This is a genomic window from Bradyrhizobium acaciae (genome assembly GCF_020889785.1).
GTDB lineage: Bacteria > Pseudomonadota > Alphaproteobacteria > Rhizobiales > Xanthobacteraceae > Bradyrhizobium > Bradyrhizobium acaciae.
The window spans coordinates 1-11,560 of sequence record NZ_JACMYK010000197.1 but is presented as its reverse complement, the minus strand read 5'-3'; the positions used below and the strand labels follow the sequence as shown (position 1 = coordinate 11,560).

Here is an 11,560-nt window from a genome sequence, read left to right as displayed (position 1 = left end):
CGCGCGGCTGCGCGACAACCTCACGCGGCTGGCGCTGCCAGCCGAGACCGTCGTCGCCGACGCCGCCGAATGGCCGGCGGAAGCCGCAAGCTTCGACGGTATTCTGATCGATGCACCCTGCACCTCGACTGGAACCATCCGCCGCCATCCCGACGTCGCCTGGCTGCGTCAGGAAGGCGACATCGCTGCGCTGTCCGCGCTGCAGAAGCGGCTGTTGCAGAAGGCTACCCATCTGCTGAAGCCCGGCGGCACGCTGGTCTACTGCACCTGTTCGCTGGAGCCGGAAGAGGGCGAGCACGCGATTGCTGCGCTGCTGGCGAGCGAATCGGGCCTGCGCCGTGCGCCGGTCGAGAAGGACGAGGTCGCCGGCCTCGACGACATCATTACCGCCGACGGCGATCTGCGCACCCTGCCCAGCCATTTGCCCAATGCCGACCCGCGGCTGGGCGGGCTGGACGGCTTTTATGCCGCCCGGCTGGTAAAATCCTGATTTTAAACTTCAGTCTTCTAAGCTCGAGATGCTTCGTGAAGTGATTCGTGCGGTATCAAGAGGGTGTCTTGCACATCAAGAAGGTGTCTTGGCCGCGTTTCCGGATTAAATAAGGATTCGTTGAAAATTCCCTCCCCGCAAGGTTAGGCGTGTCGGTCGCTCAAAGCAGACGCATCTCGACGCTGATTGCTGGCCGCTTTGCCCGCAGCATGCTCGCACGCGCCAGCGGGAGCACGGTTGCGCTGTCACGGCTGTGGCCCGGCCGCACCGACCGGCTGATCATCGCCCCGCACGATCTGCGGACCGCCGACGCCACCCGCGCCGCCGAGATCTATGCCGGGCGATTCGTCTTCGCCGGCAAGATCGTCACCTGTCACGGCCGCTCGATCTTCGACCTCGAGCCGCCGTCCGAGGATTGGGAAGCTGCCCTGCTCGGCTTCGGCTGGCTGCGCCATCTGCGCGCCGCCGACACCGCGCTGACCCGCGCCAACGCCCGCTCGCTGGTCGACGACTGGATCTCGAACCAGGCCCGCAGGCGGCCGCTGGAGCGGCGCGCCGATGTCCGCGCGCGGCGCGTGATCTCGCTGCTGTCGCAGGCGCCGCTCGTGCTCGGCGACACCGACGGAAAATTCTACCGCAAATATCTGCGCGGGCTGGCGCGCGAGATCCGCTACCTGCGCCACTCCACGCTCGACAATGACGGCGTTCCGCGGCTGCAGGTGCTGATCGCGCTGTGCTACGCCTCGCTCTGCCTCGCCAACCAGGCGCGCAACATCAAATCCGCCACGCGCAGGCTGTCCGACGAATTGCAGCGCCAGATCCTGCCCGATGGCGGCCACATCTCGCGCAACCCCGGCGCGCTGGTCGAACTGCTCAGCGATCTCCTGCCGCTGCGGCAAACCTTTGCCGCCCGCAACATCGCGCCGCCGCCGGCGCTGCTCAACGCGATCGACCGCATGATGCCGATGCTGCGCTTCTTTCGTCACGGCGACGGCAGCTTCGCGCTGTTCAACGGCATGTCGACCGCGCCGTCCGACCTGGTCGCGACGCTGCTCGCCTATGACGACACCCGCGGCGTGCCGATGGCGAGCATGCCGCATACCGGGTTCCAGCGCCTCGACGCCGGCAACATGACCCTGATCATCGACACCGGCCCGCCGCCGCCGGCAAGCGTCAGCCAGGATGCGCATGCCGGCTGCCTGTCGTTCGAGCTGTCCTCCGGCGTGAGCCGCATCGTCGTCAATTGCGGCATGCCGAATACCGGCCGCGACAATTGGCGGCCGTTCGCGCGCTCCACCGCGGCGCATTCGACGCTGACCTATCGCGACACCTCGTCGTGCCAGTTCGTCGAGCTGTCGGCGATGAAGCGGCTGCTGCGCGGCGCGCCGATCACCAGCGGCCCGAGCAATGTCGAAAGCTACCGCGAGGCCATTCCCGACGGCGACGTGCTGACCGCCTCGCATGACGGCTATCTCTCCCGCTTCGGCGTGATCCATCGCCGCGTGCTGATGGTCGCTCAGGACGGCACCCGGCTCGAAGGCGAGGACCAGCTGACGCCGGCGCCGGGCGGCCGCATCAAGGGCAGCGAAGCCGACTTCGCGCTGCGCTTCCATCTGCACCCCTCGGTGAAGGCAAGCCGGCTGTCGGACGCCCGCGGGGTGATGCTGGTGCTGCCCAACCGCGACGTCTGGACCTTCGAGGCGATGGACGACAAGGTCGACCTCGAGGACAGCGTGTTCCTGGCCGGCAATGACGGCCCGCGCCGCACCTCCCAGATCGTGATCCGGCAGGACGCCAGGCGGGCCGGCAGCATCCGCTGGAGCTTTGTGCGCTCCTCGACCTCGGCCACCGCCACCAACGCGCGCCGCAACGCCCGCCGCGAGCCGGAACTGCCGCTGTAGGCGGCGGAAGGTCGTGGTGCACGTCTACGACGCTCCACTCCAGACCCGTCATCCTGAGGTGCGAGCGCTTGCGAGCCTCGAAGGATGAATCGGCCCGGCCGGCGGCCGTCGACCCTTCGAGACGCGCTGCGCGCTCCTCAGGGTGACGGGGAATGAGTGCCGGATTGTCCGCAATTTCCGGGGAATCGGCCCCGGGAAGCGGTTTCGTATGGCCCAAAACCGTGCTACCCGGCTGCCTTAACAGCCAGGGATTTTCCGATATGACCGAGCAGCTTCGCCGCGTGACCCGCGCTCTGTTGTCCGTTTCCGACAAGAGCGGACTGATCGATTTCGCCAGAGCGCTGGCCGACCAGGGCGTCGAGCTGGTCTCGACCGGCGGCACCGGCAAGGCGATCGCGGCGGCCGGGCTCAAGGTCCGGGACGTCTCCGAGCTCACCGGCTTCCCCGAGATGATGGACGGCCGGGTCAAGACGCTGCATCCGAAGGTCCATGGCGGCCTGCTCGCGATCCGCGACAACAAGGAGCATGCCGCGGCAATGGCCTCGCACGGCATCGCGCCGATCGACCTGCTGGTCGTCAATCTCTATCCGTTCGAGGCCACCGTCGACAAAGGCGCCGGCTTCGAGGAGTGCATCGAGAACATCGACATCGGCGGCCCTGCGATGATCCGCGCCGCGGCCAAGAACCATGACGACGTCGCCGTGGTGGTCGAGGCGAACGATTATCAGGCCGTGCTGGACGAACTCGCCGCGCACAAGGGCGCGACCTCGCTCGGCCTGCGCCGGCGGCTCGCCGCCAAGGCTTACGCGCGCACCGCGGCCTATGACGCTGCGATCTCGAACTGGTTTGCCGTGCAGCTCGACACAAAGGCGCCGGACTTCCGCGCCTTCGGCGGCAAACTGATCCAGTCGCTGCGCTATGGCGAGAACCCGCACCAGACCGCGGCGTTCTACGCCACGCCGGAGAAGCGGCCGGGCGTTGCGACCGCGCGCCAGCTGCAGGGCAAGGAGCTGTCCTACAACAACATCAACGACACCGACGCGGCCTATGAGTGCGTCGGCGAGTTCGATCCGCAGCGCACGGCGGCGTGCGTGATCGTCAAGCACGCCAATCCCTGCGGCGTCGCCGAAGGTCCCGATCTCGCGACGGCTTATGCCCGCGCGCTGGCCTGCGATTCCACCTCGGCCTATGGCGGCATCATCGCGGTCAACCGCACGCTCGATGCGGACGCCGCGCGCGCCATCATCGGCATCTTCACCGAGGTGATCATCGCGCCCGATGCGACCGAGGAGGCGATCTCGATCATCGCCGGCCGGCGCAACCTCCGCCTCTTGCTCGCCGGCGGCCTGCCGAACGCGCGCGCGACAGGCCTCACCGCCAAGACGGTTGCCGGCGGCCTCTTGGTACAGAGCCGCGACAATGCCGTGATCGAGGACATGAACCTGAAGGTGGCGACCAAGCGTGCGCCGACCGACGCCGAGCTGCGCGATCTCAAATTCGCCTTCCGGGTTGCAAAGCACGTCAAGTCGAACACCATCATCTACGCCAAGGATCTCGCCACCGTCGGCATCGGCGCCGGCCAGATGAGCCGGGTCGATTCCGCGCGCATCGCCGCGCGCAAGGCGCTGGATGCGGCGGCCGAGCTGAAGCTCGCCGAGCCGCTGACCAAGGGTTCGGTGGTCGCATCAGACGCATTCTTCCCGTTCGCCGACGGCATGCTGGCCTGCATCGAGGCCGGCGCCACCGCCGTGATCCAGCCCGGCGGCTCGATGCGCGACGACGAGGTGATCAAGGCCGCCGACGAGCACGGCATCGCCATGGTGTTCACCGGCGTGCGGCATTTCCGGCACTAGTCATCCAATGTCGTCCCGGCGAAGGCCGGGACCCATACCGCGTGATCTATCGAAGGCGCACTGGGGTTAGTTGTCCCTCGCCAAGTATGGCCGGTGGTTATAGGTCCCGGCCTTCGCCGGGACGACAGTGTTTATTGTTCCCGCACCTTCGCCAGCAGCGCCAGCCCCACCACGAAGAACGCCACCAGCACCGCCATGCCGGCCTTCTGGCTCGCGGTCGCCGCCGTGATCGCGCCGATCAGCAGCGGGCCGATGAACGACGTCACCTTCCCGGTCAGCGCGAACAAGCCGAAATACTGCGCGATACGATCCTTCGGCGCGAGCCGGATCAGCAGCGAGCGCGAAGCCGCCTGCAAGGGCGCGCCGGTGGCGCCGATCAGGCAACCGATCACGATATAGGCGCGCTCGGCAGCACCCGCGAACAACGGACCGCCCGGCACCGGCGGCGCGACCGGGATGAACAGGATGGAATCCTTGTTCACGGTGAGGATCACGACGATCGCAAACAGCAGGATCACGAGGCTGCCGGTGATCACGCGCTTCGGCCCGAACCGATCGTCGAGCTTGCCGCCGATCCAGCCACCGAAGGTGCCGGCAACTGCGAGAATGATGCCGAAGGTGCCGATGCGGATCGTGTCCCAGCCGAACGTGCCGGCGGCATAGATGCCGCCGAACGCGAACAGCGAGACCAGCCCATCGGTATAGATCATGTTGGCCAGCAGGAACCGCGCCAGCGATCTCTGCTTCGGCAGGCTCGCAAATGATTCCCTGAGCTCGCGCAGGCCTTCGCCGAGCGCCTCGCGCATCGGGCGTTTCGCCGGATAATCCGGCGTGAACAGGAACATCGGCGTCACGAAGATGATGAACCACAGCCCCGTCAACGGCCCGGTGATGCGGTCGCCCTCATGCATGACCGGATCGAGACCGAACAGCGGCGTGAAGCCGAACAGCGTGCGGCCGGTCTCGGCATTGGCCGCAAGGAAGCCGAGCACCAGCACGAGGCTCAGGATGCCGCCGACATAGCCCGTGGCCCAGCCGGTGCCCGAGAGCCGCCCGATCCGGTCCGGCGGCACGAGGGTCGGCATCATCGCATTGTTGAACACGGTCGCGAACTCGACGCCGACGCTCGCAATCGCATAGGCGAGCAGCAGCATCGGGATGATGTCGGGATTGCCGGGCACACCGATCCACATCGCGCTCGAGCCGATCACAAGCAGCGCGCCGAAGACCGCGATCCACGGCTTGCGCCGGCCGCTGGCGTCGGCGATGGCCCCTAACACCGGCGACAGCAACGCGATCGCAAGTCCGGCCGCGGCGGTCGCAAACCCCCATAGCGCCTGCCCGCTCGCCGCATCGGGCGCGACGAAGCTCGCGAAATAGGGCGCGAACACGAAGGTCGTGATCAGCGTGAAATAGGGCTGCGCAGCCCAGTCGAAGAAGATCCAGCTGATGACGGCGGCGCGGCCGGGATAGACCTTGGTGATGGCCTTCGCATCACCGGCGCCCGTCTGTCGTGTTGCCGTCATCGCGATAGATATTCCCCAACTCGAACCACAGGCAGGCTTTTGCCGCTTCAATCCGCTCCCATATAGCATGAGCCGGTTTTGCTGATACGGCGACGAACAGGGCAGGACATTTCGATGGCGCTGACGGCAACGATGTCACGACGGCTGTTTGCCGCTCTCCTGGTGATCGGCATCGCGACACCGGCCCTCGGCCAGGTCCAGCGCCGCGCCTATGAGCCGCCGGCCACCGATACTGCCCGCAGCATTCGCGCCGAACACGGCATGGTGGTGGCGCAGGAGAAGCTCGCGGCACGGGTCGGCGCCGACATCCTGCGGCAGGGCGGCAATGCGGTCGATGCCGCGGTTGCCACCGGGTTTGCGATGGCGGTGACCTATCCGCGTGCCGGCAATATCGGCGGCGGCGGTTTCATGGTGATCCATCTCGCCGGACGCAATGAAGATGTCGCGATCGACTATCGCGAGACCGCGCCGCAGGCCGCAACCCGCGACATGTTCCTGAACGCCGACGGCAAGCCCGATCCCGACAAGTCGCGCAACTCCGCGCTCGCGATCGGCGTGCCCGGCACGGTCGCGGGCCTTGCGCTGGCGCTTGAGAAATACGGCTCCGGCAAGTTCACGCTGGCGCAAATCCTCAAGCCTGCGATCGATCTCGCGCGCGACGGTTTCATCGTCACCGACGATACATCGGACACGTTGTCGGACATGTATCGCCGCATGTCGCGCTGGCCGAATTCGGCCAAGACGTTCTCGCACGCCGACGGCACGCCGCTGCGTGAGGGCGACCGCCTGATCCAGGGTGATCTCGCAGGCGTGCTGACCGCGATTGCCGAACAGGGGCCGCGCGGCTTCTACGAAGGCGCCGTCGCCGAGAAGCTCGTCAGCGGGATCAAAAATGCCGGCGGGATCTTCTCGCTCGAGGATCTGAAATCCTACCAGCCGGTGATCCGGACGCCGATCCGTGGCACCTATCGCGGCTACGACATCGTCTCGATGCCGCAGCCCTCCTCCGGCGGCGTCGTGCTGCTGGAGATCCTCAACATCCTCGAGAGCTTTCCGATGTCCGACATCAAGCAGGGCTCGGCGGCCTCGCTGCATGTCATGATCGAAGCGATGAAGCGGGCCTATGCCGATCGCGCCCGCTATCTCGGCGATCCCGCCTTCGTCGACGCACCGACGCAATTGCTTGTTGACAAGGACTATGCTGCCAGGCAGCGCGCGACCATCGATCTCGCCCGCGCCACGCCCTGGACCGATGTGCGCAACGCCAAGCAGCCGCATGAGGGCGACAACACTACGCATTATTCGGTGGTCGATGCCGACGGCAACGCCGTCAGCAACACCTACACGCTGAACTTCCCCTACGGCGTCGGCCTCGTCGCCGACGGCACCGGCGTGCTGCTCAACAACGAGCTCGACGATTTCACCGCGGCGCCCGGTGCCTCCAATGCGTTCGGCCTGGTCGGCTTCGAGGCCAATCTGCCGGGACCCGGCAAGCGCCCGCTTTCGTCGATGTCGCCGACCATCGTGCTGAAGGACGGCAAGCCCGTGCTGGTGACGGGATCGCCGGGCGGCAGCCGCATCATCTCCGCGGTGACGCAGATCATCGTCGACGTGATCGACTACAAGATGGACATCGCGTCCGCGGTCGCGGCACCCCGCATGCACCATCAATGGCTGCCCGACGAGGTCCGGATCGAGAAGGGCTTTCCCGACGAGGTGCTGACCGAGCTGCGCGCCAAGGGCCACAAGCCTGTCGAGCCGCTCGGCTACTCCTCCGCGAACTCGATCGTGGTCACGACCAGCGGTCTGCTCGGCGCGCCCGATCCGCGCACGCGCGGCTCGGAGGCTGCGGGGTACTAAAGGCGGCTTTGCTCCGCCTGCAACATCGCGATAGATTGGCGGTCCGCGCAACTCCGGCCGCGGATCGCAAACAGCCGGTGAAAGATTTCTCCGGGGAACGCGCATGAGCACGGCCGAATCCAAATCGATGGAAATCGCAGAGATCGAGGACACCAGTCTCCTCGCCTTCTATCGCGACATGAACCTGCAGGAGCGGCGCACGTTCTGGGCCTGCGCTTCGGGCTGGACGCTCGACGGCATGGATTTCATGATCTATCCGCTCGTCATCGGCACCATCATCACGCTGTGGAAGGTCGACGCCGGCACCGCCGGCCTGGCAGGCACGGTGACGCTGCTGGCCTCCGCCGTCGGCGGCTGGCTCGGCGGCTATCTCTCCGACCGCATCGGGCGGGTGAAGACGCTGCAGCTCACCATCATCTGGTTCTCATTCTTCTCGCTGGTCTGCGCCGTGGTGCAGAATTTCGACCAGCTCCTGATCGCCCGCGCGCTGCTGGGCCTCGGCTTCGGCGGCGAATGGGCGGCCGGTGCGGTGCTGATCGGCGAGACGATCCGGCCGCAATATCGCGGCCGCGCGGTCGGCTCGGTGCAGTCGGGCTGGGCGATCGGCTGGGGCCTTGCGGTGCTGGCGCAGGCGATCCTGTTCTCGGTGTTACCTGCGGAAAACGCCTGGCGCTGGATGTTCGTGATCGGCGCGCTGCCGGCGCTCTTGGTGTTCTATCTGCGCCGCTATGTCACCGAACCCGAGATCTCTGCCGCGACGATGGCGCAAGCGCAGGCGTCCGGCAGCGGACCCGCGGCATTGTGGGAAATCTTCCACGGACCGATCCTGAAGACCACGCTGCTGGCCTCTCTGGTCGGCACCGGCATGCAGGGCGGCTATTACGCCATCACCTTCTGGGTGCCGCGCTTCCTCACCACCGAGCGCAAGCTCTCCGTGGTCGGCTCGACCGGCTATCTCGCGACGCTGATCATCGGCTCGTTCATCGGCTATCTGGTCGGCGCCTGGCTCGCCGACCGGATCGGCCGGCGCAATCTGTTCCTGATCTTCTCGATCGGCGCCATCGCAGTCGTGCTGCTCTACACCCAGCTGCCGCTCTCCAACGAGGTGCTGTGGGTGCTGGGGTTCCCGCTCGGTTTCTTCGCCTCGGGCTATTTCTCCGGCATGGGCGCGTTCCTGACCGAACTGTATCCGACCCGGCTGCGCGGCTCCGGCCAGGGCTTCTGCTATAATTTCGGCCGCGGCGTCGGCGCGCTGTTTCCGTTCCTGGTCGGCGCGCTCTCGACCACGACCACGCTTGCCAACGCGATCGCGATCTTCGCGGTGGCTGCCTATGGCGTGTTCTTCATCGCCGCCTACGCGCTGCCGGAAACGCGCGGGCGTGTGTTGCATGCGGGTGGCTGAAGAGTGAGATAGCATGCGGAACGTGCCGCTTGCTCCGTCGTCCCCCCTTGCGGGGGAGGGCCAGGGAGAGGGGCGGCCGCGAAGACGGTGCATGTGGCTTTCCCCTCTCCCCAACCCTCGCCCGCTAGGGGGGAGGGAGCCCTGATGGTGTGCGTTCCTAACTGGAGGCCATTCTCATGACATCCCTCAGAGGCAAGACGCTGTTCATCTCGGGCGCGAGCCGCGGCATCGGGCTGGCGATCGCGCTCCGTGCGGCGCGTGACGGCGCCAATGTCGCGATCGCGGCGAAGACTGCCGAGCCGCATCCCAAGCTGAAGGGCACGATCTACACCGCCGCCGACGAGGTCCGCGCCGCCGGCGGCAAGGCGCTGCCCGTGATCTGCGACATCAGGGACGAGGCCCAGGTGATGGCGGCGATCGAGCAGACCGTCGCCGAGTTCGGCGGCATCGACGTCTGCGTCAACAATGCCAGCGCCATCAGCCTGACCAATTCGCAGGCGACCGACATGAAGCGCTACGATCTGATGATGGGGATCAACACCCGTGGCACCTTCATGGTGTCGAAATATTGCATCCCGCATCTGAAGAAAGCCGAGAATCCGCATATCCTGATGCTGTCGCCGCCGCTCGACATGAAGACCAAGTGGTTCGAGCACTCGACCGCTTACACAATGGCGAAGTTCGGCATGAGCATGTGCGTGCTCGGGCTGGCCGGCGAGCTGAAAGCGGCCGGCATTGCCGTCAACGCATTGTGGCCGCGCACCACGATCGCGACCGCCGCGGTCGGCAACCTGCTCGGTGGCGACGCCATGATGCGTGCGAGCCGCACGCCCGAGATCATGGGCGATGCGGCCTACGCAATCGTCACGCGACCCTCGCGTGAATTCAGCGGGCATTTCTGCATCGACGACAAGGTGCTCTATGCCAATGGCGTACGCGACTTCGAGCGCTATCGCGTCGATCCCTCGGTGCCGCTGATGTCGGACTTCTTCGTGCCCGATGACGACGTGCCGCCGCCCGGCGTCACCGTGCAGGCGCTGCCGGCGCGCTAAGCTACACCGCGGCGGCGTTGAGCTGCGTGCGCCAGTAGTGCACGCGCTCCTTGAGCTGCGTATCGCGCACATAAGCAAGCTCTTCGTCCTCTATCCGCTCCAGCGTTTCGAACGAGAGATTGTCTGCGCCATGCGCCGACCAGGCGCGCTGCAGCTCGGCAATGCGGTGACTGCCCATCCGCAGCGTGAACCAGATGCGGTTCTGGATCTTGTCGAGATCGAGCGCCTGCCCGACCCAGACCTCACCGGTCGCGCGGCAGCGGACCGCGAACACGCCGGCGACGCTCGCGCGCTTCTTGTAGCCGGCGATGGCTTGCTTGCGGTCCTCGGTCTTCATGGCGGCTCCTGTCGGTTCGACACGCCATTTATACCCGGGCATTATTGACATGACAATAATACCCGGATATAAATGACGGCATCGAAACCCGAGCCGCCGGCTATGACTGCGAATCTATCGGCCGACCTCGTACGGCCCGCCCTTCTCCAGCGCCCGCGCATAGGCCGGTCGGGCGTGAATGCGCTCGAGGAAGGCAACGCATTTCGGGTGGCCGTCCTCGAGCCCGCCGCGGGCGGCGGCCGCCTCCAGCGGAAAGCTCATCTGGATGTCGGCGCCGGAGAACTCGCCGCCGGCGAACCACTCGCTCTTGCCGAGCTCGCCTTCCCAATAGGCCATGTGCTGCTTGAGCTGCGGATTGACCAGCGTGGACAGCGCCGTGTTGGACACCTTGCGCACCAGCGGCCGCAGCAGCGCCGGCGCACGCTTCGGCATCAGCGTGAACAGGAGCTTGAGGAGCAACGGCGTCATCGCCGAACCCTCGGCGTAATGCAGCCAATAGGTGTAGCGCAGCCGCTCCGGGGTATCTGCCTTGGGGATCAGGCGGCCGTTGCCGTAGGTGGCGATGATGTATTCGATGATCGCGCCGGATTCCGCGATCGTGTTGCCATTGTCGGTGACGACGGGCGACTTGCCGAGCGGATGGATCGCGCGCAGCTCCTTCGGCGCCCGCATGTCGGGCTGCCGCTGATAGCGCACGATCTCGTAGGGAACGCCCAATTCCTCGAGCAGCCACAGCACGCGCTGCGAGCGGGAGTTGTTGAGGTGATGAACCGTCAGCATGGGCGTCCTCTGAAATATCGGTGCAATCGGGCGGCGCTTGGTGCCAGCCGGGAACAGGAAAGTCGAGACCGACGCGTCGTGATTGCTAAGAATTATCCGGGCAATATGTCGCGCAATTGGAGAGGTCTACCATGAATCCAGCCTATGTCGCGTTCGAAGGCGAGCATCGCATCGGCGCCGGTGACCTCCCGGAGGTCGCCCGCGCCGCCAAGCAGTTGCTCGACCAGCGCAAGGACGCCGCGATCCTGGTGTTCAACGGCCTCACCTCCGCGCTGGTCGACATCGACTTCCGCGGCTCGGTCGACGACGTGCTGGCCCGGCTGCCGAAGCCCGCACCTGCGCCCGACGAGGAGCCGACG

The 11,560-nt window shown here is 66.3% G+C and carries 9 protein-coding genes and 1 pseudogene; 7 read left to right on the top strand and 3 right to left on the bottom strand.

All coding sequences use genetic code 11. The annotated features are described in order from the left end of the window. The 3 genes and pseudogenes from H8A92_RS37440 to purH form a co-directional block, all read left to right on the top strand. A pseudogene (locus H8A92_RS37440) lies at window positions 1-490 on the top strand (MFS transporter); the annotation flags it as partial. Between the two features lie 209 nt (window positions 491-699). Continuing rightward, window positions 700-2,391 carry a heparinase II/III family protein gene (locus H8A92_RS37435; protein ID WP_229200276.1) on the top strand — a complete coding sequence of 564 codons (1,692 nt, stop codon included), beginning with the start codon at window positions 700-702 and terminating at the stop codon, window positions 2,389-2,391. Window positions 2,392-2,651: 260 nt separating this feature from the next. Further along, window positions 2,652-4,244, top strand: a complete 1,593-nt coding sequence (purH, locus tag H8A92_RS37430) for a bifunctional phosphoribosylaminoimidazolecarboxamide formyltransferase/IMP cyclohydrolase (protein ID WP_229200275.1) — start codon at window positions 2,652-2,654, stop codon at window positions 4,242-4,244. Between the two features lie 131 nt (window positions 4,245-4,375). Here the strand turns inward: purH and H8A92_RS37425 are convergent, their stop codons facing one another. Then, on the bottom strand, window positions 4,376-5,770 hold the full coding sequence (locus tag H8A92_RS37425) for an MFS transporter (protein WP_229200274.1): 1,395 nt from the start codon (window positions 5,768-5,770) through the stop codon (window positions 4,376-4,378). Between the two features lie 114 nt (window positions 5,771-5,884). Between H8A92_RS37425 and ggt the strand changes: the two genes are divergently transcribed. The 3 genes from ggt (at window position 5,885) to H8A92_RS37410 (ending at window position 10,084) form a co-directional block, all read left to right on the top strand. Further along, a complete protein-coding gene (ggt, locus tag H8A92_RS37420) occupies window positions 5,885-7,630 on the top strand; it encodes a gamma-glutamyltransferase (protein ID WP_229200273.1) in 1,746 nt (581 codons plus the stop codon). Window positions 7,631-7,733: 103 nt separating this feature from the next. Beyond that, window positions 7,734-9,032 carry an MFS transporter gene (locus H8A92_RS37415; RefSeq protein WP_229200272.1) on the top strand — a complete coding sequence of 433 codons (1,299 nt, stop codon included), beginning with the start codon at window positions 7,734-7,736 and terminating at the stop codon, window positions 9,030-9,032. A 176-nt stretch (window positions 9,033-9,208) separates the two neighbouring features. Next, on the top strand, window positions 9,209-10,084 hold the full coding sequence (locus H8A92_RS37410; RefSeq protein ID WP_229200271.1) for an SDR family oxidoreductase: 876 nt from the start codon (window positions 9,209-9,211) through the stop codon (window positions 10,082-10,084). 1 nt (window position 10,085) lies between these two features. Here the strand turns inward: H8A92_RS37410 and H8A92_RS37405 are convergent, their stop codons facing one another. Beyond that, window positions 10,086-10,421 carry a GIY-YIG nuclease family protein gene (locus H8A92_RS37405; RefSeq protein WP_229200270.1) on the bottom strand — a complete coding sequence of 112 codons (336 nt, stop codon included), beginning with the start codon at window positions 10,419-10,421 and terminating at the stop codon, window positions 10,086-10,088. A gap of 114 nt (window positions 10,422-10,535) precedes the next feature. Next, the gene (locus tag H8A92_RS37400) at window positions 10,536-11,201 is read right to left on the bottom strand and encodes a glutathione S-transferase family protein (RefSeq protein WP_229200269.1); all 666 of its coding nucleotides are present in this window, start codon (window positions 11,199-11,201) and stop codon (window positions 10,536-10,538) included. Between the two features lie 131 nt (window positions 11,202-11,332). On the opposite strand from H8A92_RS37400, the gene H8A92_RS37395 reads away from it, so the two are divergent. Next, window positions 11,333-11,560 (top strand): DUF2239 family protein (locus tag H8A92_RS37395; RefSeq protein WP_229200268.1); only part of this gene is annotated, 228 nt, incomplete at its 3' end.

Coding starts and splice junctions, on each gene's coding strand:
- ggt (WP_229200273.1), top strand. CDS start 5,885: ATGGCGCTGACGGCAACGATGTCACGACGGCTGTTTGCCGCTCTCCTG.
- H8A92_RS37405 (WP_229200270.1), bottom strand. CDS start 10,421: ATGAAGACCGAGGACCGCAAGCAAGCCATCGCCGGCTACAAGAAGCGC.
- purH (WP_229200275.1), top strand. CDS start 2,652: ATGACCGAGCAGCTTCGCCGCGTGACCCGCGCTCTGTTGTCCGTTTCC.
- H8A92_RS37425 (WP_229200274.1), bottom strand. CDS start 5,770: ATGACGGCAACACGACAGACGGGCGCCGGTGATGCGAAGGCCATCACC.
- H8A92_RS37415 (WP_229200272.1), top strand. CDS start 7,734: ATGAGCACGGCCGAATCCAAATCGATGGAAATCGCAGAGATCGAGGAC.
- H8A92_RS37435 (WP_229200276.1), top strand. CDS start 700: ATGCTCGCACGCGCCAGCGGGAGCACGGTTGCGCTGTCACGGCTGTGG.
- H8A92_RS37410 (WP_229200271.1), top strand. CDS start 9,209: ATGACATCCCTCAGAGGCAAGACGCTGTTCATCTCGGGCGCGAGCCGC.
- H8A92_RS37400 (WP_229200269.1), bottom strand. CDS start 11,201: ATGCTGACGGTTCATCACCTCAACAACTCCCGCTCGCAGCGCGTGCTG.